This window comes from Thermaerobacter sp. FW80 (assembly GCF_004634385.1).
Lineage (GTDB): Bacteria > Bacillota > Sulfobacillia > Thermaerobacterales > Thermaerobacteraceae > Thermaerobacter > Thermaerobacter composti.
On record NZ_CP037895.1, the window covers coordinates 387762 to 408692 of the forward strand.

17 protein-coding genes are annotated in these 20931 nt (G+C 76.2%); 9 read left to right on the forward strand and 8 right to left on the reverse strand.

Translation table 11 applies throughout. The features are described 5' to 3' along the window. Nucleotides 1-247 precede the first annotated feature (247 nt). Nucleotides 248-1135, reverse strand: a complete 888-nt coding sequence (locus tag E1B22_RS01585; RefSeq protein WP_135224287.1) for a hypothetical protein — start codon at nucleotides 1133-1135, stop codon at nucleotides 248-250. A gap of 317 nt (nucleotides 1136-1452) precedes the next feature. On the opposite strand from E1B22_RS01585, the gene E1B22_RS01590 reads away from it, so the two are divergent. After that, nucleotides 1453-2115 (forward strand): DUF1614 domain-containing protein, encoded by a 663-nt coding sequence (locus tag E1B22_RS01590; RefSeq protein ID WP_135224288.1) that lies wholly within the window; start codon nucleotides 1453-1455, stop codon nucleotides 2113-2115. A 262-nt stretch (nucleotides 2116-2377) separates the two neighbouring features. Then, nucleotides 2378-3733, forward strand: a complete 1356-nt coding sequence (locus E1B22_RS01595; RefSeq protein ID WP_135224289.1) for an RluA family pseudouridine synthase — start codon at nucleotides 2378-2380, stop codon at nucleotides 3731-3733. Nucleotides 3734-3953: 220 nt separating this feature from the next. On the opposite strand, the gene E1B22_RS01600 is transcribed toward E1B22_RS01595, so the two are convergent. Further along, entirely contained in the window at nucleotides 3954-4403 is a 450-nt protein-coding gene (locus tag E1B22_RS01600) for an iron-sulfur cluster assembly scaffold protein (RefSeq protein ID WP_135224290.1), read from the reverse strand. Nucleotides 4404-4656: 253 nt separating this feature from the next. Here E1B22_RS01600 and E1B22_RS01605 point away from each other — a divergent pair, with 253 nt between their 5' ends. Next, nucleotides 4657-5550, forward strand: a complete 894-nt coding sequence (locus E1B22_RS01605; protein WP_135224291.1) for a sulfurtransferase — start codon at nucleotides 4657-4659, stop codon at nucleotides 5548-5550. Between the two features lie 524 nt (nucleotides 5551-6074). Next, on the forward strand, nucleotides 6075-6881 hold the full coding sequence (locus E1B22_RS01610) for a hypothetical protein (protein ID WP_135224292.1): 807 nt from the start codon (nucleotides 6075-6077) through the stop codon (nucleotides 6879-6881). A 324-nt stretch (nucleotides 6882-7205) separates the two neighbouring features. Here the strand turns inward: E1B22_RS01610 and trpS are convergent, their stop codons facing one another. Then, a complete protein-coding gene (trpS, locus tag E1B22_RS01615; RefSeq protein WP_135224293.1) occupies nucleotides 7206-8288 on the reverse strand; it encodes a tryptophan--tRNA ligase in 1083 nt (360 codons plus the stop codon). 220 nt (nucleotides 8289-8508) lie between these two features. Here trpS and E1B22_RS01620 point away from each other — a divergent pair, with 220 nt between their 5' ends. The 3 genes from E1B22_RS01620 to E1B22_RS01630 all read left to right on the forward strand — a co-directional run bounded on the left by E1B22_RS01620 (nucleotide 8509) and on the right by E1B22_RS01630 (nucleotide 11439). Next, nucleotides 8509-9681, forward strand: a complete 1173-nt coding sequence (locus E1B22_RS01620) for a hypothetical protein (protein WP_243123597.1) — start codon at nucleotides 8509-8511, stop codon at nucleotides 9679-9681. A gap of 132 nt (nucleotides 9682-9813) precedes the next feature. Beyond that, nucleotides 9814-10635 carry a DsbA family protein gene (locus E1B22_RS01625; RefSeq protein WP_243123599.1) on the forward strand — a complete coding sequence of 274 codons (822 nt, stop codon included), beginning with the start codon at nucleotides 9814-9816 and terminating at the stop codon, nucleotides 10633-10635. 312 nt (nucleotides 10636-10947) lie between these two features. After that, nucleotides 10948-11439 carry a disulfide oxidoreductase gene (locus E1B22_RS01630; RefSeq protein WP_135224295.1) on the forward strand — a complete coding sequence of 164 codons (492 nt, stop codon included), beginning with the start codon at nucleotides 10948-10950 and terminating at the stop codon, nucleotides 11437-11439. Nucleotides 11440-11454: 15 nt separating this feature from the next. Here E1B22_RS01630 and E1B22_RS01635 read toward each other — a convergent pair whose 3' ends face one another. The 5 genes from E1B22_RS01635 to E1B22_RS01655 all read right to left on the reverse strand — a co-directional run bounded on the left by E1B22_RS01635 (nucleotide 11455) and on the right by E1B22_RS01655 (nucleotide 18633). Further along, nucleotides 11455-13386, reverse strand: a complete 1932-nt coding sequence (locus E1B22_RS01635; RefSeq protein WP_135224296.1) for a CopD family protein — start codon at nucleotides 13384-13386, stop codon at nucleotides 11455-11457. A gap of 61 nt (nucleotides 13387-13447) precedes the next feature. Continuing rightward, a complete protein-coding gene (locus tag E1B22_RS01640; protein ID WP_135224297.1) occupies nucleotides 13448-14161 on the reverse strand; it encodes a copper resistance CopC family protein in 714 nt (237 codons plus the stop codon). Between the two features lie 547 nt (nucleotides 14162-14708). Next, nucleotides 14709-16433: an SMP-30/gluconolactonase/LRE family protein gene (locus E1B22_RS01645; protein ID WP_135224298.1), complete on the reverse strand. Its 1725-nt coding sequence runs from the start codon at nucleotides 16431-16433 to the stop codon at nucleotides 14709-14711. Between the two features lie 341 nt (nucleotides 16434-16774). Further along, complete coding sequence (locus E1B22_RS01650; RefSeq protein WP_135224299.1) at nucleotides 16775-16975, reverse strand: cold-shock protein; 201 nt, start codon at nucleotides 16973-16975, stop codon at nucleotides 16775-16777. A gap of 386 nt (nucleotides 16976-17361) precedes the next feature. Continuing rightward, nucleotides 17362-18633: an NAD(P)/FAD-dependent oxidoreductase gene (locus E1B22_RS01655; RefSeq protein WP_135224300.1), complete on the reverse strand. Its 1272-nt coding sequence runs from the start codon at nucleotides 18631-18633 to the stop codon at nucleotides 17362-17364. A gap of 64 nt (nucleotides 18634-18697) precedes the next feature. On the opposite strand from E1B22_RS01655, the gene E1B22_RS01660 reads away from it, so the two are divergent. Both E1B22_RS01660 and ptsP read left to right on the forward strand, forming a co-directional pair. Beyond that, on the forward strand, nucleotides 18698-18967 hold the full coding sequence (locus E1B22_RS01660) for an HPr family phosphocarrier protein (protein ID WP_135224301.1): 270 nt from the start codon (nucleotides 18698-18700) through the stop codon (nucleotides 18965-18967). Further along, on the forward strand, nucleotides 18951-20924 hold the full coding sequence (gene ptsP, locus E1B22_RS01665) for a phosphoenolpyruvate--protein phosphotransferase (protein ID WP_243123601.1): 1974 nt from the start codon (nucleotides 18951-18953) through the stop codon (nucleotides 20922-20924). Before E1B22_RS01660 ends, ptsP begins: the two co-directional genes overlap by 17 nt. The last annotated feature ends 7 nt before the right edge of the window (nucleotides 20925-20931 follow it).

A 20931-nucleotide genomic window follows, 5' to 3' on the forward strand; every position in this document is an offset into this window, starting at 1 on the left:
GTCTCCCCCGGAGACCCGCCCCGCCGCATCCTGGGGTCACGCCGGCGGGCGTCCGGCGCCGGCAGCCCTTGGCCCGTCCGGCGGCGACCCGCGGCCGGTTCCGGCCCCGACGCCGACGGGAGATCCGGCGAGCGCCCGCCCTGGCCAGCGGCCGGCGGCTAGGGCGGCCGCCGGCAACCCACCCGCAGGCCACCGCGATCCCCGCGACCGGCCGGTGGCGTCGCCGCACGGTGGACGCCGGTTCCCCTCACACCCGCGCGTACGCAGAGGGCGTGGCGTACGCGTGGTGGGTACCCGCCACCCGGGAGCCCGGGTGCTGGCCGTAGCCGGCCTGGTGATCGGCCGGGTGGGCGAAGGACGAACCGGCGTACCCGCCGCCCTGTCCCGCCGCCGTCGCCGCGGCCATCCCGGCGGGGGCGGCCACCCGGTTGGCCGGCGCCAGCCCCTGGGCCGCCACCGCCTGGCCCACCTGCACCAACTGGCCGAGCTTCTGCACGTATTCCTGCGCCGCCTGCGGGTCGATCCGCGGCGAGGCGTACACCTGGTGCTGCTCCAGCCAGCGGTAGTGGTCCATGGCCATCTGCAGGTGCTGGCCCGCCAGCTGGTAGAGGTAGGAGCGGGCCGGCTCCGCGCACTCGGTGGCCCCCCAGATGCACTGGACGGCGAAGGTCTTGCACATCCGCAGGCAGTCGGAGGCCAGGGCGATGTCCAGGGGCTGGGCCTGCACGCCCGCCGGGTGGAACTGATTCGTCCCGTGGATCGGCGGGTTCGTCCCGTAGCCGGCCGTCTGGGCCTGCCAGGTCGCCCCGGCGCCCGGGCCGGCCTGCCACTGGGCCTGGTACGGGCTTTGCCACGAAGCCGCCCCCTGCCACTGCCAGGTGCCGGCGGTCCCCTGGCCGTACGGATGGGCGGTCTGGCCGTACACGCCGGCATGCGCGCCGTAGGACCCTTCCTGTAGGAAGCTCATGAGCCGCTGGGCGGCCTGCTGGAACGCGCCGGCGTGCCGCTCGATGGTCTGCCGCAGCGAGGCGTCCTGGCAGGACGACGCCAGGGCGCGCAGCTTCGCGCCGGCCACCGCGTGGTCCCGGCAGAGCTCCCAGAGCTCGGCCGCCTGGTGTTGCGCCATCTGGGGCATGGGCACCCCTCCTCGCGGGATGTGACGTCTGCAGGCATGGCCTGCGGCCCGCGATCCTGCCGCGGCGGGGACGCCGCACCAGCGGGCGGGCCCGCGCCCGCCGGGGCACCGTCGCCCGCATCGCCCGGGGCGGCCGATGCCAACGCAGCGCGCTCCGTCCCCGGCCGGATCGGGACCGTGGCCGCCCCTAGTATGCGTCCGGCCGCCAGGGAGGAACCGGCATGAGGCCAAGGGGTCGAAGGGGGCCGACGAACGCCCGTGGGGTGGTATGATGGAGGCGACTCACGCCGTCGGGCGGACGCCGGGGAGGTCGGGACGTGCCCCTGTTGCCCCTCTTGCTGTTCTTCCTGCTCTCGCTGCCGATGCTGTTCTTCTTCACCTATGCCCAGGTGGCGGCGCTGTCCTTCGCACGCCTCGGCCTCAGCCCGGGCGGCGCGTTCCTGCTCTTCACCCTCTCGCTGATCGGCAGCGGCATCAACGTGCCCATCCGGCGCCAGCGGGTGCCCGTGGACCCGCCGCCGGTGCCGCCCATCGCCTTCTTCTGGCTCTTCCCGATGGTCCAGCCGCCGCGGGTGGCGGAGCGCGTCCTGGCCATCAACGTCGGCGGTGCGGTGATCCCGGCGCTGTTCAGCCTCTACCTGCTCGGCGCCGGCCGCGCGCCCCTGGCGGCCGCCGTCCTGGCCACCGTCCTGGTGGCGGCGGTGGCCAAGGCCCTGGCCCGCCCCGTGCCCGGCCGCGGCATCGTGCTGCCCGCCTTCATCCCGCCGCTGGCGGCGGCCGTGATCGCCCTCCTGGTGGCGCCGCCCGGCAGCCGTGCGGCCGTGGCGTACGTATCCGGAACCCTGGGCACGCTGATCGGCGCCGACCTGCTCAACCTGCGGGCGCTGGACCGCATGGGTCCGGGCATGCTGAGCATCGGCGGGGCCGGGGTGTTCGACGGCATCTTCCTGGTGGGCGTGCTGGCCGCCTTCCTGGCGTGACGAACGCGGCCTCCCGCGACGGCCATGGCCCGGCCATGGCCGCGCGGCCCCCCGCGCCATCGCCCGCGAGCGGGCCGGACGAACCCGGCTGGGCGCGCCGCCGGCGGGGACGGGGGCGAACCGGCCGGCCGCGACGCGCCGACGCCCGGGGGTGCGCCGCGCCTCCCCATTTAAGCCGGATCCCCCCGCAAGGGATGGGAGCGGGGCGGAGCCACGGGTCGCGCCGCCCGGCCGGGCCGGCGGGGGAAGGGGGCGGTCCACGATGCGGGTGCGCTACGTGGTGACGACGGCCGACGAGGGCCAACGGCTCCATCGCCTGGCCCGCCGCTGGCTGCGCGACGTGCCGCTGAGCGCCGTCTTCCGCCTGCTCCGTCAGGGGCGGATCACCGTCAACGGCCGGCGCGCACCCCACAACGCCGTGGTGCGGGCGGGCGACGTCATCGAGGCGGAGCTGGACGCGACCCCATCGCCGAGCCGGCCGCCCGTCGCGTCCCCTCGGGTCCCGCGCGGACGACCGGATCCGCCCGAGGCTGGCTCGATGGCGCCCTTGCGGCAGGCGGGCCCGCCGCGCCGTCCCGACGCGCCGACCATCGCCCGCCCTGGCCGGCTGGGGCCAGGACCGGCAGGGGATCGGACCCCGGCCATCGTCTACGAGGACCCCGACATCCTCGTCGTCCACAAGCCGGCAGGACTCCTCACGCACGGGGCGGACCACGCCCGCCGCCAGGAGCCGACCCTGGTGGACTGGGTGCGGGAGGAGCTGGCGCGCCGGGGGGCGCTGCCGCAGGGCAGCCTCTTCCAGCCCTCGCCCGCCCACCGGCTGGACCGGAACACCTCGGGGCTTGTCGCCTTCGGCAAGACGCGCCGGGGTGCGGCCCGCCTCGCGGCCTGGCTCCGCAGCCGCCAGGCGGTCAAGGAGTACGTGGCGGTGGTCTCGGGTCGCCCGCCGGAAGGCCTCGTCCACCACCGCCTGCGGCGGGATCGGCAGCGGCGGCTGACCCTAGCCCTGGAGCCATCGCCGCGGCCTGGGGCGGCGGGGACCGCGCCGCCCCAGGCCGCGGCCCCCCGGGCCGCAGCGCCCCGGGCCGGGTCCGCGGACGGCGGACCCGGCCCGGGGGCCTGGGATGCCCACCGGGCCGGCCATGGGGGGCGGTCCGCCGCCGGGCAGTGGGCCGGGGCCCCGGCGGGCTCGGGCGGCGCCCAAGGGGGCCGCGGCGCCCGGCCTGACGGGGACGCGGGCCATGACGCGGGGGCGCAAGCGGCCCCCCTCCATGACGCCGGGGCGCAAGAGGCCGCCCTCCGGGACGCCGAGACCCGGGAGGCCTCGCTCCGGGTGCGGGTCCTGGACTCGCGGCACGGCTTCAGCCTGTGCCGCATCCAGCTGCTGACGGGCCGGAGCCACCAGATCCGCGCCCAGCTGGCGGCGACGGGTCATCCCCTGGCGGGCGACGCGAAGTACGGCGGCCCCCGCGTGGAGGGGCTCCACCGGCCCGCCCTGCACGGCTACCGGCTGGTTCTTCCGAACGGGGTCGACGTGGTGGCGCCCCTGCCCGCCGACCTCACGCGGCTCTGCCGGCGGCTGGGGCTCTCGTTGCGGGGCATCCGCACAGAGGGCTAGGGCGTCTCCGCCTCGCTGCGGCGTTGCGCCGGTCGCCGCGACGTCTCCCAGAAGGTGCCTGCTTCCCCGCGCCGTGGCTCGAGGTGGATCCTCGGCGTCGGGGCTTCCCGGGGCGATGGGCATCGTCCGCGCTACGGCGGTGGGCCGCTGCCGACGAGCCCCTCCCACCGAGGGGCCGCCGGACGGCGGTCGCCGAGCGGCGCGGCCGGACGGGCGTCGGTCATGCCCCTTCCTGATGGGGATCGACGGGTCCCTGCCACCGGCCCTCGTTCCGCAGCCGGCGCCGGTACTGGCGCACCGCCTCCTTCAGCGTGCTCAAGGCGAGGGTGGCACAGCGGGGCCGGGTGGCCAGGGCCGATTCGCCGACGAACTGCTTCATGTCCTCGCCCCGCAGGTCGAGGACCTGGTCCATGGTGAGCCCCTCGTCGACCACCTTCTGGAGCAGCATGGACGCCGCCGCCTGGCTGACGTTGCAGCCGCTGCCCTCGAACCGGACGTCGGCGATGCCGTGGCCGTCGCCGGTGCCCTTGAGGTAGATGTGCACCACGTCCCCGCACCCCGGGTTGCCGCCCGAGACCGTGACGTCCGCGTCCTGCAGCCGGCCGCGCATCCGCGGGTTGCGGGCCTCCTCGATCAGGATCTGGATCAGCGTCTCCCGGTCCCACTCCACCGTTGCGTCCCCCCTGGCGCGATCCCTTTTACTTTATCACGGGTGCTCGGGGGTGCGACGGGGGGTGCGACCCGCCCCCCGGCGGCCGCCGCCTCGGTCTGCCGCCTCGACCCCGGGATCGCGGGGACACGGGCGGCAGCCGGCGCCGCGGCCGGTTCGTCCGCGAAGAACGGCGCCATCCTGGTTGCTGGTCCGGCTTTCTTTAGCTTACAATCCCGTTTAGGTAACTCAGTATTCCCGAGGAGGGGTTGCCGTGTCGGAGGCGGTGGAGAAGGTCTTCCAGGAGCGGGGCTACGCCCACCCCGAGGTGCTGGTCAGCACCCAATGGGTGGCGGATCACCTGGACGAGCTGACCGACCCCAACAGCACCAAGTACCGCCTGGTGGAAGCCGACGAGGACGTGACCCTCTACGACGCCGGCCACATCCCGGGGGCCGTCAAGATCGACTGGCAGACGGACCTGCAGGACCCCGTGGTGCGCGACTACCTCTCGCCCGAGCAGTTCGCCAGGCTGATGTCCGAGAAGGGGATCGACAACGACACCACGGTGATCTTCTACGGCGACAAGAACAACTGGTGGGCGGCCTACACCTTCTGGGTCTTCCAGCTCTTCGGGCACAAGAACCTGAAGATCATGGACGGCGGCCGCGCCAAGTGGGAGGCCGAGGGCCGGCCCCTGACCAAGGAGGTCCCGCGCTTCCCCAAGACCGACTACAAGGCGGTCACCCGCTACGACCCGTACATCCGCGCCTTCAAGGAGGACGTGTTCCGCCACATCGAGTTCGGCAAGCCGCTGATCGACGTGCGCTCGCCGGAGGAGTACTCCGGGAAGCTCTTGCACATGGAGAACTACCCGCAGGAGGGCGCGCAGCGGGGCGGCCACATCAAGGGCGCCAAGAACGTGCCCTGGGCGAAGGCCGTGAACCCCGACGGCACCTTCAAGTCCGCCGACCAGCTGCGCAAGATCTATCTGGAGGAACAGGGCCTCAAGCCCGACGACGACATCATCGTCTACTGCCGGATCGGCGAGCGCTCCTCCCACACCTGGTTCGCGCTCAAGTACCTGCTGGGGTTCGAGCGCGTCCGCAACTACGACGGCTCCTGGACCGAGTGGGGCAACCTGGTGCGGGCGCCCATCGAGCGGTGAGGGGTGCCCCCTGGCCGACGGGCACGCTTCGGCCGTGGTAGCGATCGCTCGGCCGGTGGCGCCCGCCGCGCCGCCGGCCGCTCCAGCGGAAGTGTCCGCCCATCGCTGACGCAGCGCCCTTCGAAACAGGAGGTCGACACCTTCGACGCCGGACCGAGCGGGCGGTCCGCTCCGGATCCGCCCCGCGGCCCGGCGTCGCGTCGTCCCCCGGTCTCTGCGCGGTCCAGGGGTCCGTCCCGCTGCCATCCTGCTCCTGCCATCCGTGCCACCCCGTGACGCGGCACGTCCCACCCCCTGACGCGGCACGTCCCACCCGCGGCACGCGAATCGCTCCCGTGCCGCCGACTTGCCCGCGCCGGCGTCGACCGGGAGACGTTGCGGCGCTGGCGGGACGGCGGTGCGGGGGGTCTCTCTGCATGGCGCCGACGGCGCCGCCTCATGCTAACCCTGCCTAACCCCTGCGGACCCGGAGCGCGACCGGCGGGCCATCCCGCCCCCTGCGCTCCACGAGGAGGGACCCCACCGTGATCCGACGCCTCGCCCCCGGCTCCCGCCGTACGCCGCCCGATGGCAACGCGGCCATGCCGTGCCGCGATCCCATGGCGTCGCCCCGCACCGCCCCGACGACGCCCGGCCTGACCCCGACCCAGGGCGGGCCGGCGTCGCCGCGTCCCCGCCGACCGACCGCCCTCGCGGCGGTGCGCCTCCTGGCCCTGGTGGTGACCGCCACCGTCACCGTGGCGGCCGGCGGCTGCACCCCCGCCGCCAAGCCCGGCCCGACCGAGAACCGGCGGATGATCACGTCCCTGGCCAGCGACCCCCAGGTGCAGCAGGCCTTCGCCCGCGGACGGGGGGAGGTGATCGCCCGCGATGCGGAGGCCCGTCGGACGATCCTGGCCCAGGTGGTGCGCGAGCAGCGCCGCATCCTGGACGAACCGGCGGTCCGCGACGACGCCCTGCGGGTGAACGCCGACCTCACCCGGGCAACCGCCACCGCGCGGGAGACCCGGCCCGCGATGTTGGAGAACACGGTGGACCTGCTGGAGGGCATCCCCGACGATCCGGAGCTCCGCCGCCGCATGGTCGCCGTCATGCGGAGGCTCCTCCAGGACCCCGCCATCCGTGCCGACCTCGTCGCCCTGATCCAGTCGACGATGGCCCAGTCGGGCGGCTCGGGCGGCGGTGCGGCCGGTGGGAGCGGGGGCGGTGCCGGCGCCGGGGCTGGCGGCGGTTCCGGCGGCACCACCACCGGCAGCGGTGGTGACCGCGGCGCAGCGGCGGGCGGCCCCGCAGGGAGCGGAAGCGCCGGTGGTGCAGGCGCCGGGCGTTGATCGCACCCGGCGCCCCCGCACCCCAGCCCCGGCGGCCGGCGCGGTGCCGCGCCCGGCGCGCCGCGAACCGGCCCCACCCCGGGGACCGGACGGCGCCCGCAATGACCCTTGGCGCGCCTCGGCGCCCCGTGGCGCCGTCGGCCTCTCCGACCATCGGACGGCGAACGTCGGGGAACGTCCGGCGAACGTCGGGGAACGTCGATGCGACCGGCGCGGTCCGCGCCGGTCGCCGAAGCCGGCCACGCGGTCCGTCCGGGAGTCCGGCCACGTGGTCCATCCGGCGGCCGCCGGTCGCCGCCGGCGCCCGGCGGCCGCCGGCGCCCGTCAGCGACGCTCCACGGCCTCGGGGGCCTGCTCGCCCGCCGCCTTCGACCCGGCCGCTGCGGCCACCCCGGCCTCCCCGAGGCCGGGTTCGTCCCGCAACAGCCCACAGGCCTCCTTCACCTCGGCCATGGTCTCGCGGGCGATGGCGCGGGCGCGACGGATGCCATCGCGCAGGACGCGATCGAGATAGGCCGGGTCGTTCTCCAGCTCCGCGCGGCGTCGGCGGAAGGGCTCCAAGCTGCGGATGATGGCGTCCGCCAGGGTCCGCTTCAGGTTCACGTAACGCAGCGTGCCCGCGTCGTACTCGGCCCGCAGCGAGCGGTACTCCTCCTCGGTGCCGAAGATCTTCAGCAGCTGGAAGAGGTTGGCCACGCCCGGGCTCATCCGTTCGCCGCTGGGCCCGGTGTCGGTGACCGCCTTCATGATCTTGTCGCGGATCGCCTCCGGCGGGTCGGAGAGGGCGATCAAGCTGCGCGGGCCCAGGGTCTTGCTCATCTTCTTCTCGGGGTCGGTCAGGCTCATGATGCGCGCCGTCTCCTGCGCCACCAGCGCCTGGGGCTCGGGGAAGATCTTGACCCCGAACAGGTGGTGGAACCGGCGCACGATCTCGCGGGTGAGCTCGAGGTGCGGCAGCTGGTCCTCGCCCACGGGGACGACCTCGGCCTTGTATAGCACGATGTCGGCGGCCATGAGCACGCCGTAGGAGAGAAGGCCCAGGTGGACGTAGTCCGGGTGTTGCTCGGCCTTCTCCTTGAAGGTGGGCACCCGCTCCAGCCACGCGATCGGGGTCACCGTGCCCAGGATCCACGCCAGCTCCGTGTGCTCGGGCACGGCGGACTGGACCATCAGGATCGAGCGCTCCGGGTCGACGCCCGCAGCCAGGTAGTCGATGAGCAGCTCGCGGACGTTGGCGCGCATCTCCGCCGGATGGTACGGCGTGGTCATGCCGTGGTAGTCGACGATGGCGTAGATGCACTCGTACCGGTCCTGGAGCTGGATCCAGCTCTTGATCGCCCCGAGGTAGTTGCCCAGGTGGATCGGCCCCGTGGGCCGGATGCCGCTGAAGACCCGCTTCCGCCCCACCGTTCGCGCCCTCCCGTCGCCCAAGGCTCGACCCAGGTCGCCGACTCGCAGCCGGGTGCCGAACGATCGCAACCGGTGCGTCCTCCATCTTACTCGTTGCGCCGGACCGTGTCGACCGGCAGCGCCGCGGGCGGCCTCACGGCCTCCGGCCCCCGGCCCTCGACCCCCGTCGGCTCCCCCCAGGCCTACCGTCCCGCCATCGCGCATACCGTGGAGTGCCATGACCGCGCACCGGGGACCAGCCTACGCGGCCGCTCCACCGGCGCCCGGCCCCTGGACCGTGGCCGCCACCTTCATCGGCACGGTGGTGGGAGCCGGCTTCGCGTCCGGCCAGGAGATCCTGTCGTTCTTCACCCTGTACGGCTGGCCGGGCACCGCCGGCATCGTGCTGGTGGCGGCGGCCTTCGCCGCGGGGGGACGGTGGTGGCTGGAGCTGGGCGCCCGCACCCGCGCCCCCTCGTATCGGGAGGCCCTGGCGCTGGCGGCGGGACCGTGGGCCGGCGCCGTCCTGGACGGCCTGCTGGTGGCCTCCCTCTTCGCCGGCGTCGGCGTGATGACGGCAGGAGCCGCGGCCGTCACCGCCGACCAGCTGGGGTGGTCCCCGTGGACCGGCCGGCTGGTGTTCGCGGCGCTCTGCGCCGCCACGGTGTGGCGCGGGCTGCCCGGCGTGCTGGCCGCCAACGCCGTGGTGGTGCCGGTCCTGGTGCTGGCCGTGGTCGTCGTCGCCGTGCACGGCCTCAGCCACGCCGCGGCACCGCTGCCGCCGCCTCCCGCCGAACCGCGGCTGCCGGAGGCCGTACCCTTGGGACGGACCCTCCCGCCCCCATCCCCCGGCGGGGCCCCGGGGCGCGGCTCCCCGGCCCTGGCGCCGGTGGCGACGGCGCTGCCGGCCGCGCCCGCCGCCCACTGGCTCCTGGCGGCCCTGCTCTACGCCGGCTTCAACCTGCTGCTGGCCTTGCCGGTGCTGGTGCCGCTGGGCGGCGTCGCGCCTCCGGCCGCCCGTCGGCAAGGCAGCCTGATGGGCGGTGTCGGGCTGGCCGGCCTGGCCATGCTGCTGCACCTGGCCATGCTGGTCCACATGCCGGCCCCGGCGACCCGGGAGATCCCGGTGCTGTACCTGGCCGGCGGCCTGCCGGCGTGGTTCCGCGGCGGGGTCGCCGCGGTGCTCTGGACGGAGATCTTCACCACCGCGGTGGGCAGCCTCTACGGGCTGGCCAGCCGGCTCGCCCCGCCGGGCAGCGGATCCTACCGGCTCGCGGTGGTGGCGGCGGCCGCGGCGGCGACCACCGTCGCGGGGGCCGGCTTCGCGGCGCTGGTGCGTGTCCTCTACCCGCTGATGGGCTGGCTGGGCCTCGGCCTGATGGGGTGGCTGCTGGCGGCGCCGCGCCGTTGAGCGGCCCGGGGGTCCGGTCGCGGCACCGCCGGTCCGCGCATCCACCCCGCGGCCCGAGGGCCCGCGCCTTCCCAGACCGGCCCGCTCCCGCTACCATGGGACTAGCCGAGCCCTGACGAAAGGATGGGGAGCGTGACGTCCAAGTCGACCCCGCCGCCGGGCGCGGACCGCAGCCGCCACCGCGGCGCGGCGGCCGCTACGCCGTCCAGCGGGCGGCGATCCGGTCCCTCCGCGCGCCTCGCCTCCCGGGAGGCGGAGGCCCGTCGGCGGCGCCTGCGCTGGCTGACCCTGGGGACCGCCGCGGTGGTGGTGCTGGCCGTCGCCCTGGCCGTGGCCGCCACCCGTCAACCCGAGCCCGGCGAGGGCGCCGTCCCCGCCGACGTGTTCCAGTTGGAGCGCCAGCCGATGCTGGGGTCGCCCGACGCCCCGGTGACGGTGGTGGAGTTCGCCGACTTCAAGTGCCCCTACTGCCGGGACTTCACTCTCCACGAGTTCCCGCGCTTCAAGGCGGCCTACGTCGACACCGGCAAGGTGCGCTTCTACTTCATCAACTACCCCTTCATCGGACCCGACTCGGACACCGCCGCCGAGGCGCTGGAGGCGGTCTACGCCCAGGACCCCGAGGGCGCGTGGGCCTTCATCGAGCGGGTGATGCAGCGCCAGGGTCCGGAGGACCAGCAGTGGGCGACGCCCGAGTTCCTGGTCGAGCTGGCCCGCGAGGCCGTACCCTCCATCGATGCCGAGCGGCTCGCCGCCGACCTCCGGGCCCGCCGGTATCGGGACGAGGTGGAGGCGGACCGGGCCATCGCCCGCCAGGTGGGGGTGCAGGGGACGCCGGCCATCTTCGTCGACGGCCGGTTCGTCGACGACTGGTCCTTCGAGGGCCTGCAGGCCGCCGTCGAAGAGGCGCTGGCCCGGAGGCAGGGCGGCGCCGCCCCGGGCGACGCGGAGTAGGGTCCAGCGGCCGCAGCCCGGGGAACGGGCGCGGGCGGGTCGGGGAACGGGACCCGGGCGGCGGGTTGGACCAGGGCGGGTTCAGGGGCGGGACCGGGCGGGGCCAGGGCCCCGGTGCCGCCGGGACTTCGTGCCGCCCGCCGGGGCCGCCGAACCGCGGCCGGACGGGACCCGGGGGACACGCGGGGATCCCCCGCCCTGATCTGGGCCGCGGCGCCGGGCGAGGACGGACGCGGCGGCCCGGCGGCCGAACGCGGGACCGCGGGGCGCCGCGAGGCGGCCTGGCGCCGCGACGTCCGACGGAGGTCGCCGATGCGCCGGTTCTTCCAGATCTACGGGCTCTATCTGGCGTGGGTCGTGGCCACGGTGGCGACGCTGGGGAGCCTCTACTTCAGCGAGGTCCTGGGCTTCGTCCCCTGCGAGCTCTGCTGGTGGCAGCGGATCTTCATGTATCCGCAGGCGCTGCTCCTGGGCCTCGCCAGCTACCGGGACGACCGCCGGATCATCCCCTATCTCCTGCCGCTGAATGCCGCAGGCGGGTGCATCGCGGCCTTCCACTACCTGCAGGAGCAGGTGCCCGGGTTGCGCCTGCCCGTCTGCGGGGCCGACGCCCCGTGCTTCACGCCCTGGATCGACTGGTTCGGGTTCATCACCATCCCCTTCATGGCGCTCACCGCCTTCACCCTGATCCTGATCTGCCTCGGGCTGGCCCGGTCGGCGGCCGACGCGGCGGACGAACCGGCCCCGGCTGGCGCCGGGGAGGGGCCCCCGGCAGGCACCGGCGAGTGGGGGGACACGCCCTGAGGGATCCTGGCGACGTCAACGGTCCCGGGGATCGAGGCGGCGGATGAACCGGATCACCGCCCAGCGCTCCTCCTCCGTGAGGACGTCCTCGAAGGCCGGCATGGCGGTGCCCTCGATGCCGTGGGTGATCCACCAGTAGAGGTCGCCGTCGGTGTGCTGCCGTACGTGGACGCCGGTCAGGTCGGCGGGTGGGGGCAGCATGCCCGCCGCGGCCGGGCCGTCGCCCCGTCCCTCGGGCCCGTGGCAGGCGGCGCAGTGGGTCTCGTAGACGCGGCGGCCCTGCGCGACGACCGCCGGGCTGTCGGGCAGCGGGTTGGGCACGTACGTGGTGGGGTAGGCGTCGATCCAGGCCACCTGTCCCAGGAGCCAGGCGGCCAGGGCCAGGGCGATCAGGCCCGCCCCGAAGGGGATCGGCCACAGCCGCCGCCACCCGATGGCCACCAGGGCCGCCGCCTCGACCAGGCCCAGCAGGGCCACCGTCGCCTGGATCGCCCCGCCCGTCGACTGGAAGGCCGCGCGCAGGCTGAGCCGCCCCTGACGCTGGTTGCCCGGCGCACCCGCCGCCTCGAAGTCCGTGGTCACCGTGGCCTGGGCCCCGTTCTCCAGCGCCAGGGTCCACGTGAGGCGCCAGAGCCCCGGCATGGGCAGCACCGCGCGGGCCTCCAGGGTCCCGGTGCTCCCCGCGCCGCGATCCGCCGGCGGGCTCAGGGCGATCTGATACAGGCCCATGGGGTGCTCGGGCATGTCCAGGCGCACCAGCCCGCGGGCCAGCGGCACCCGGCCCAGCGACCGGGCGGAGAGGGTCACGGCCCCGCGCTGGCCGGGCTGCAGCGCCAGTTCCACCGGTTCGCCGCCCACCTCGGCCCGCCAGGTGACCGGTTCCGTGGCCGCGGCGGGGCGATCGGCCGGCGGCAGCACCGCCAGGATGCCGGAGGCCAGGAGGACCGCCACCGCGGCGACGGCCTCGGCGCGAACCAGGCGCCGCACCACGACGGCCGGCCGGCGACCCGCCGCCGGCGGCGGGTCGCCGGCGCCCCCCGCCCCGTGCCCCGCGCCGACGGCATCGGCCGCGTCGCGGCCCGGCCCGTCGGCGCTCCAGGCACCCGCCCCGCCCAGCGCCCCGCGGCGACGCCTGGCGCCTCCGGTCCGGCGCGTGACCGCCCCGGCGGCGCGCTCCAGCCACGGCCGCAGGGCGAAGAGGTTGACCGCGGCGATGGCCAGCAGCACGGCCACCAGGGCCAGCTTGGCCAGCAACGCCTGGCCGTAGGGGCTGCGGATCAGGGCGTCGGCGCCGTAGAGGTTGCGCCGGGCGGCCAGGATGCCGCTGACGGCTGTCGCCAGGACGGCCAGCGCCCCCAGATCGGAGAAGCGACGGATCAAGGCGGCCAGGACCCGCGGCGATCCCAGCTCCCCACGGTGCTCCAGCGCACGCCAGTCCAGGAGCGCCAGGCGCAGGAGGCCGCCGATCCAGAGGGCGACCGCCGCCACGTGCAGGCCGTCGACCACCAGCGCCGAACCGCCGCGGATGCCGGCGTGGCTGTTCCACACCACCGCGGCGACGGCGGCGAGGGCCACCAGGACCCACGTCCGGCCCGCCGGCAGCCCGCCGGGCCAGCATCGCCAGGCCAGGACCGCGCCAGCCAGGCCCACCGCCGCCTGGATCAGGGCCGCGCGCCCGGCGTGGGTGCCCACGAGGAACCGGCCCAGCGACGCGGGACGGGCCTGGGTGAGCTCCCACGCGGCGACCACGGCCGCCGCCAGGGCGCTGGCGGCCAGCAGGAGCCCGCCCGTGACGGCCAGGCGGCGGCTGCGCCGGGCGTGACCCGGCCCCGGGTCGAGCCCGGGGCGGCCGCGGAGGATCCAGCCGTCCAGGATGGCGGGCCCGGCGAGACCCATCAGGCCCAGCAGGCCGATCCAGCGGAGGATTCCGGCCGCCAGCTCGGGCACGCCGCACCCCTCCCCCGATGGCGCTCCCGCCCCGTCGCCGGCGGTCGCCGCGGTCGTCCCCTCACCGCCGGGTGCGACGGCGCAGGGTCATGAGGCCGGCCGCCAACGCGGCGACGACGGCCACCGCCGCCGCCCACAGCCACCGCGGTGTGCCACCGCCTGGCGGCGCCGGCTGCGGCGAGGCCGGGGGGGCGGCACCGCCGGGTTCGTCCGGCTCGGCCGCCGGCGGAGCGGGCTGCTGATCGGTGGTCCCCGCGCCCGGTGACGGCGCCGCCGCCGTCACGGAGAAGGGCACCTCCCCCTCCACGGGGTGGCCGTCCTGGGAGAGCACGCGGTAACGCAGGACGTAGTCGCCCGCGGGCATGGGACCGCGGACCTCGGCGCGCAGGGTCTCCCCCTCCGCCCGCACCGGCCCCAGCTCCACCGCACCGCCGCCCTCGCGGCTCAACGTGAGCTCGCTGAATTCGGCCTCCACCGGCTCCGAGAAGGTCAGCGCCACCTCCCGCGGCGGCTCCTCGAGGCGGGCTCCCCGCTCCGGCTCGCTGCCCACCAGGGCGGCGTGGGCCTCGGCCCGCCCGGTTCCGAACCCCGCGGCGAACCCCGCCACCACCAGCAGGACCGCCAGGCCGGCGGCGGCCCGCAGGACCGCGCCTGCCCATGGTCTGCGCCGACAGCGCGGCGGGCGCCGCGACCCGCCGCCGGTGCCGCCGTCGCCCGACGCCACCCTCGCTCCCGTCGGGCAAAGACCCGGGGCTCCGATGATTCCGGTGATCATGACAAGCCCTCCCCTCGCGGTCGCGGGCCGACGGGCCCGTCGCCGTCCGGATCGGATCCCGGCCCCTCCCGCGGTCCCCTGCCCGTCCCGGGTCGCCCCGTTCCCGGAGCCTTCCCGTCGCCGGGGGAATCCATGGGTGGACCGGGGTGCCGCTCTCCACCGGCATAGCACAACGGCCGGCGCCCTCGCATCGGGGGCCGACCCGGGGCCGGGGCCGGCCGCCTCGGGCCGGGCATCGACCCGTCCGCCACCACCCCGACCCCGGGCCGGGGAGTGCGATGCGCAGGGGATCGTCGCCCCGCCACCCCGGTCCGGAGACGTGACCCGCGCAGCCGCCCTCCTCCGCAGCGGTGGGTCCCGCCCGCCCCCGGGGAGCGACCCCGCCGGATCGCCCTCGCAAGCCGCGCAGCCCGTCCTCGTCCCGGCAGCCACCCGCCCCGCCCGGTCCACGCCGTCGAGGACCGCCCCGCCCGTCCCCGCCGCGAGAGCCCCTCGCCCTGTCCTCCCTCCGGGAGCCCCGCCCCTCGCCGCCCGGCCTGGCACCGCGTCATGCGGGGTCCGCCTCGTCGCCGGGCGGGTCGCCGCCGGCAGCGCCTGCCGGCGACGAGCGGCTCGCCCACCGGCGCGCCCGCTCGCCCCGGATCCCGGCCAGCACGCCGATCCAGCCCACGGTCAAGGCCCCCACCAGGGCACCGAAGCCGGCCAGGGTGGCCCACGGCAGGGCGGCCTCCGGCGCCACCTCGAGGCGCACGGTGCGGGTGACGACCCGTCCGTCCCCCAGGCGCGCCGCCACCACCACGGGGTAGACCCCCGCCTCCGCCCCGCGCTCCACGACCAGGCGCACCCGCGCCGCCCCGGGGCCGCGTTCCTCCCACCGGGCCTGCCAGCCGCGGGGCAGGTCGGCCACCTCCCAATCCACGCGGCCGCCCCCGATGCGCTGCGGGTCCACCAGGGCGAGGCGCACCCCCACCGTCGCCCCCGGCGCCACCCGCACCGCCTCCGCCGTGGCCGCGAGCTGCACCAGGGGCAGGGCGGCGGGATCCGCCCGGCCCACGTAGTCGCGGCCGTAGGCGGCGAACCAGAGGGCGCCGTCCGGGGCCCGGGCCAACCACTGGACCCACGTCTTCGGCTCCGTCGCCGGGAAGGGGAAGAGCTCCAACGTCGCGCTGGTGGGATCGATCCGCGCCAGGGCGTTGCCGGTGTGCAGCGCCACCCACAGGCGGCCCTCGGCGTCCCACTCCAGGTCGTTGGGACGGGTGGCCTGGATCTCCTCGCCGGGCGGCGCCGGCGGCGTCAGGAGCGGCACCCAGGCCCGCGTCGCCACGTCGAGCCGGCCGATGGTGCGGCCGCCGTGCTCGGTCACCCACACGCCGGTGCCGTCCGGCGTCACCGCCACCCCCGCCGGTCCCGCCACGTCGGGCGGCAACGCGAAGGACGCCCAGGTCGCGTCCCGCGGGTCGAACCGGTACACGGTGCCGGTGCGCGGGCTGACGGTCCACAGCCGCCCGTCGGCGTCCCGGTCCAGGTCCCAGGTGGAGGGCCACGGGTGCTCGGGCAGCGGCATCCTGTGCGTCTCCACGCGGCCCGTGGCCGGGTCCAGCCGGGCCAGGCGGTTGCCCTGGAACTGGATGACCCAGACCCCCTCCCGCGTCGGCAGGGCCGCCGAGGCGCCGGCGAAGGGAAGCGGATAGGCCCGCCACCTCCCCGACGCCCGCCCTCCCCCGGGGCCGGCCCGCGCCGCGGCCGGCTCGTAGCGGTAGAGCACCGCCGGGGGATCCTGGCCGAAGTCGTTGTCGGTCAGCCACAGGGCGCCGTCCGGCCCGGCGGCCAGCCGGGCGGGTTGCCTCACCGCCGGCGGGAGGTCGACGAACCGCCACCGGCCCGTGACCGGGTCCAGGGCGCCGAGCCGCCGGGTCCCGGTCAACGTCACCCATACGGTCCCGTCGGGCGTCACCGCCAGGCTCCAGGGCTGGCTCCCCGCCGGCAGCGGGTAGCGTCGGAACCAGGACCCGTCCCCGTCCCGCGCCACCGCGGGTCGCGACAGGACCGCGAGCAGGACGGCGGCCACGACCACAGGCCCCAGGGGCCGCAGGGCGCCCAGGGAACCGAGGGTCCGCAGGCCCGTGGGGCCGCGGCTCGATGGCGCCCTGCGCCACGGGCGCAACCCGTCGGGCGCCCTGCGCCACGGGCGAAACCCCTCGGGCACCTTGCGCCACGGGCGCGACCCGACGTCCCTGCACCGCATCCCCGTCGCCGCCGTTCCGGCTGTCATGGCCGATCCCCGCCTCCGCCTCCTCCATGGCCGGCCGCCGCCCCGCCTCCGGCCCCGGACGGCCTTCCCGCCGCCCCCGCCGGCCCGACGGCCGGGAGCCGCAACGGGGCCCCGGCCGCGACGACCCGAGGCCCGATCCCGAAACGAGCCCCCGGCCCGCACCCCCAGGCGGGCCGGCGGTCCGTTGGCACCGGCCGCGCCCTCCGTCCCTCCGAAACCTATCTCCAGGGTAGCGCACCGCCGGGAGGGTCGCGCGCCGCCGTGCGGCGCGCCGCGAGAAGGCGAGAAAAGCAAAGGCGCCGCACCAACGTGCGGCGCCCGCGGGCTTCCGGTGCCTGGACTTACAGAACGATGACGTTCTGGGCCTTCGGCCCCTTCTCGCCCTCGACGACGTCGAAGGTGACCTTCTGGCCCTCTTCCAGGGTCCGGTAACCGGTGCCGACGATCGCGGAGAAGTGGACGAAGACGTCACCCTGGCCATCGTCGCGGGTGATGAAGCCGTAGCCCTTCTCCGCATTGAACCACTTGACTGTCCCGGTCAAACCGCGGATACCTCCGTACAGATGATGAGACTCGCTAGCCGGGACGCTCCCGGGATCCCGCCCCGTCGGCGGCGGGTGCCGGCTCCCCGCTGCCCCCGATGGCCGGGTCCTGGTCGCGACGGTGAAGCCCGATCGTCGAGACCGGCCTACCGAACGGCTAACTGGAGGTAGTGTACCACGTCCCGCGGTCCCGCAAAAGACCCCTCGCCGCCGATTTTCGCGCCCCGCCCCCCGTCGCCGGGCCCTCGGCCGCCGCCCACCCGCCACGCCGCTTGGCCGCCAACGGAACGGCCCGCGCCGACCCCGATCCCGCGACGTCCCGTCCGGCCGGTCGCGGCTGCAAGCCCGCGGGCCCAAGCGGTCAACGCCGGCGCCCGCTCCATCGCTCACGGCTCCGGCCGGCCGGGTAGCGGCTGGAGCGGCGCGCCCCCCAGGACCCGCATCAGCAGCCGCGCCCCGCCGATCCGATACAGGTATCGCCACAGCGTGGCCGATTTGAGCACCCGGGCCGCCCGCCCCGTCACCCGGTACCCCCTCCCCAGCAAGCCAACCCCGTCCCGCCGGCCGAGGCTGATCACCGTGCCCAGGACGCGCGGCCGGAAGGGCTCCACCGGCAGCCCCCGCAGCCGGCGCGCCAGGGCGCGCCCCAGGTACTCGCCCTGTTGCAGGGCCACCTGGGCGGTGGGCGGCAACGGGCGACCGTCGTCGCCCGGAAAGGCGGCCGCATCGCCCGCCAGGTACACCCCTTCGAACCCGCGCGCCTGGAGGTGGCCGTCGACCCACGCCCGACCGCGCCGGTCCACCTCGAAGCCGGCCTGCTCCACCAGCCGGTGGGCCCGCACGCCCCCGGTCCAGATCACCGTGCCGGCCTCCAACCGGCGCCCGTCGGCCAGCACCACGTGGCGCGGCGTCACCTCGGCGATGGGGGTGCCGGTGATCACCCGCACCCCCGCGCGTTCGAGGAACCGAGTGACGTAGCGCGTCAACGCCGGGTCGAATCCCGGCAGCAGGGTGGGCGCCGCCTCGACGAGGTAGATCTCGATGGCGTGGGCCGCCACCCCCGTCGCCCGCGCCAGGTCGTCCCGCGCCTCGGCCAGCTCCGCAGCCAGCTCGACCCCGGTGTAACCGCCGCCGCCGACGACGATGCGGCGCCCCTCGGCGCCCATCGCCCCCGCCGCGTAGCGCGCCAGGCGATGCTCCACCGTGCTGCGGATCAGGGGCCCGGAGGTCAGGTCGCGGACGGTCAGCGCCCGCTCCTCGAGCCCGGCGATGCCGAAGAACAACGGCTCGCTGCCCACCGCCACCACCAGCCGGTCGGCCTCGAGCCAGCGCCGACTGCCCGTCGCCCGTTCCTCCACCTCCACCGCCCGCCGGCGCGGATCGATGGCCACGGCTCGACCCAGCCAAAGCCGCACGTTCGGCGGCAGGTAGGGCGCCAGGGGCAGGGCGATCCGCTCCCGTTGGCGCGGTCGCGCCACGGGCTCGTGGAGGAGTGTTGTAAAGTAGTGATACGGATAGGGGTTGACCAGGGTTACCCGGGCGGGCGCCGCCCGCAGCCGGCGGGCTGTGGCGAACCCCGCGTAACCCGCCCCCACGATCACCACATGGGGTGCGCCGTCCCGGGATGCCCCGGCTGGGCCCGTGGCCCGTTCGTCCACGGCACTCCCTCCTCGCCCTCTAGGGTGTCCCGCCCGCGGCGCCGCCCCCGGAAAGGGGTTCTCCATGGCGGAGGTCACCGTCACCATCCAGCATCCCACGGGCCTGCACGCCCGTCCGGCGGCGCTCTTCGTCCAGGCCGCCAGCCGCTTCCGCAGCCAGATCGAGGTCCAGGCCAACGGCAAGACGGCCAACGCCAAGAGCATGATGGCCATCCTCGGCCTGGGGGCGCGCCAGGGCACCGTGCTGACCATCCGCGCCGAGGGCGACGACGCCGCCGAGGCCGTGGCGGCGCTCAAGGAGCTCGTGGAGACCAACTTTGGCGAAGGGTCGTGATGCCGTGCGGGACGAACCGGCCCCAACGCCCAGCGCACCCAGCCAGCCGCCAAAGGGGGAGGCCGGAGCCCGCGGCACGGTGCCGGCCGAGGCCGGCGGCTGGGCGCAGGCCGCGGACGCCCAGGACGGAGCCGCCACGGACCGGACGCCGGCGGCCGCGGGGAATGGCGCCGGCGCGGCCGACGCCGCGCAGGAGGCCGCTGCGCGGGCGCCGGAACCGGCGGACGAGCGCATCATCGAGGGGATCGCCGCCGCACCGGGGCTCGCCCTGGGCCCGGCCTGGGTCTACAAACCGCCCGACCTGACGGTACCACCGCCCGCCGGTCCCGTCGAGCCCGAGGCGGAGGTGGCCCGCTGGGAGGCCGCCCGCCAGCAGGTGCGGACGCGGCTGGACCACCTGGCCGCTCGCGCCCGGGAGCAGGCCGGCGAGGAGGAGGCGGCGATCTTCGCCGCCCATCAGTTGCTGGTGGACGATCCCGAACTGGATCAGCGGGTGCGCCAGGCGATCACCGCCGAGGGGCGCACCGCCGCGGCGGCGGTCGCCGCGGTCACCGAGTCCTTCGCCCAGGCCCTCGAGCAGCTGGACGACGAGTACCTGCGCGGCCGCGCCGCCGACGTCCGCGACGTGGGCCGCCAGCTGCTGGCCGCCTTGCTGGACGTGCCGCTGGACCTGGCCCCCGAGGAGCCCAGCGTCATCGTCGCCCACGACCTGGCCCCCTCGGACACCGCCCGCTGGCCGCGGGAGCGGGTGCTCGGTCTGGTGACGGAGGCCGGCGGCGCCACCTCCCACGTGGCCATCCTGGCGCGCGGGGCCGGGGTCCCGGCGGTGGCAGGTGCCGCCGGCGCCGTGGCCGCCGTCACCCCCGGGCAGCCGGTGGTGGTCGACGGCTCGGCCGGCCGCGTCATCCTCAACCCGAGCCCGGAGCGGCGGCGCGCGGTGGAACAGGCCACCGCCGCCCAGGCCGAGCGGGCCCGCCGCCTGGCGGCCTTGCGGGACCTGCCCGCCGTGACGCGGGACGGTCGCCGGATCGAACTGGCCATCAACATCGGCCGACCGGAGGAGATCGGCGCCGCCGAGGCCTACGGCCCCGAGGGCGTGGGCCTCTTCCGCACGGAGTTCCTGTTCCTGGACCGGTCGCGCCCGCCCGGGGAGGAGGAGCAGCGGCAGGCGTATGCCGCCGCCGTCCGGGCCTTGCGGGGGCGGCGGCTGGTGCTGCGCACGCTGGACGTGGGCGCCGACAAGCGGCTGCCCTTCATCGATTGGCCCGAGGAGATGAACCCCGCCCTGGGCCTGCGGGGTGCGCGCCTCGGCCTGGCGCGCCCGGACCTCTTGCGCACCCAGCTCCGCGCGGTGCTGCGGGCCGCGGCGGAGGGCCCCATCAGCGTGATGTTCCCCATGGTCACCACCCGGGAGGAGGTGCGGCGCCTGCGCCAGGCGGTGGAGGAGGCCGCCGCCTCCCTGGACCGGGAGGGGATCCCCCGCGGCCGGGTGGAAGTCGGGATCATGGTGGAGACGCCGGCGGCCGCCCTCGCAGCCCGCGCCCTGGCCCGCGAGGTCGACTTCTTCTCGGTGGGGACCAACGACCTGACCCAGTACACCCTGGCCGTGGACCGCACCAGCCAGGAGGTCGCCGCCCTCTACGACGCCCTCCACCCGGCGGTGTTGCGCCTGATCCTGGAGGTGGGCCGGGCGGCCGAGGAGGCGGGCATCTGGGCCGGGGTGTGCGGCGAGCTGGGGGGCGAGCCCCTGGCGACGCCCTTCCTGGTCGGCGCGGGGATCACCGAGCTGAGCATGCACCCGCGGGCGCTATGGGAGGTCAAGCAGGTGGTCCGGGGGATCCGCTACGACGAGGCGCGCCAGCTGGCCGAGGAGCTGGTGGCCCTGGCCACCGGCGAGGAGGTGCGAAGGCGGCTGCGCGGCTTTCTCGAGGAGCGCGGCTTGACGGTGGAGGGGTGAACACGAT

Bases quoted from the DNA above. Each gene is read 5' to 3' on its own strand.
- E1B22_RS01640 (WP_135224297.1), bottom strand. From the start codon at position 14,161: ATGATCACCGGAATCATCGGAGCCCCGGGTCTTTGCCCGACGGGAGCG.
- E1B22_RS01585 (WP_135224287.1), bottom strand. From the start codon at position 1,135: ATGCCCCAGATGGCGCAACACCAGGCGGCCGAGCTCTGGGAGCTCTGC.
- E1B22_RS01645 (WP_135224298.1), bottom strand. From the start codon at position 16,433: ATGACAGCCGGAACGGCGGCGACGGGGATGCGGTGCAGGGACGTCGGG.
- E1B22_RS01660 (WP_135224301.1), top strand. From the start codon at position 18,698: ATGGCGGAGGTCACCGTCACCATCCAGCATCCCACGGGCCTGCACGCC.
- E1B22_RS01620 (WP_243123597.1), top strand. From the start codon at position 8,509: ATGACCGCGCACCGGGGACCAGCCTACGCGGCCGCTCCACCGGCGCCC.
- E1B22_RS01595 (WP_135224289.1), top strand. From the start codon at position 2,378: ATGCGGGTGCGCTACGTGGTGACGACGGCCGACGAGGGCCAACGGCTC.
- E1B22_RS01630 (WP_135224295.1), top strand. From the start codon at position 10,948: ATGCGCCGGTTCTTCCAGATCTACGGGCTCTATCTGGCGTGGGTCGTG.